Raw genomic sequence first — 910 nt, 5'->3', positions numbered from 1 at the left:
CACGCACTCATAGCCCTAGCAGCAGGGTTATGGGTGCGGCGAACCACCTGGTTCTACAAGTGGGAAAGTGCCGCCACCGTTAACCTCGCCGGCATCCTGGTCGGTCTCGTCTGCATGATGCCTTTCGCTACGCCGACGTTCGATTGTTTGCACCGCGTCACCGGGGTTTGGAACCTTGAGGACATGGTCGGCCACATCGCATCCCTGACCGGGATCACCGTGTTCGCGTACGTCACGCTCAACCGCCTTGAGTTGACGAACGCGGCCCAGTGGCGGCACTGGCGGCTCGAGCTGCCCGCCACGTTCGTGCTGCCCACCCTGGTCGGCCTGTTCGTGCCGGGATCGCCCGACCGCCACGTGCGCGACTTGTTCACCGAGCCGCCGAACGCCTGGCTCGCCGCCTACTGGGTGGTGCTGTCCGGGGCGGCGTTGTGGGTGCTCGGGCATCTGCTGTGGGCGTTGGCAATCATTGCGCGCTACGACGCCGATTCGTCGACCATGGCGAAAATCTATCTCGCTGCGGTGTCGGTGAACTGCTGGGCTGTCGTCGCGAAGCTACTGTCGATGGCCCTGCCGGGTTTGGGGTTGGAAACCGCCGCTTGGGTATTGATCTGCGTGTCCACGGTGGGGTATGTGTTGGCCGCGATGTACGGGATGCGGCAGATTAAGCGGTGGTTGGCGTGGCCGCCGCCGCCGCCGAAGCAGAAGCAGTGGGTGCCGCCGGCGCCCCCGGATGGGGCTGTGGCCTGAGCCGAGAACGAACTCTTATGTCACCTTCGCGCGTTCCTGGCGCACCGGGCAGTCGATGTCGTGACCGCTGGTGCACCACACAAGCGGGTGCCCGTGACAGTTGGCGCAATAGCAATTGCACACGGTTTCTCCTTGCCGATAACTTGGGGGATTTACGTCA

1 protein-coding gene is annotated in these 910 nt (G+C 64.0%); it reads left to right on the top strand.

The annotated features are described in order from the left end of the window. The coding region (locus tag A5622_RS12525; protein ID WP_232002955.1) for a hypothetical protein at positions 1–750 on the top strand (750 nt) is incomplete at its 5' end. Positions 751–910: the final 160 nt, after the last annotated feature.

It is taken from the genome of Mycobacterium sp. 1245801.1 (genome assembly GCF_001673055.1).
GTDB classification, from domain to species: Bacteria; Actinomycetota; Actinomycetes; order Mycobacteriales; family Mycobacteriaceae; genus Mycobacterium; species Mycobacterium europaeum_A.
Note: the sequence above shows the minus strand (reverse complement) of the source record. Positions and strands in the feature narration are given on the sequence as shown.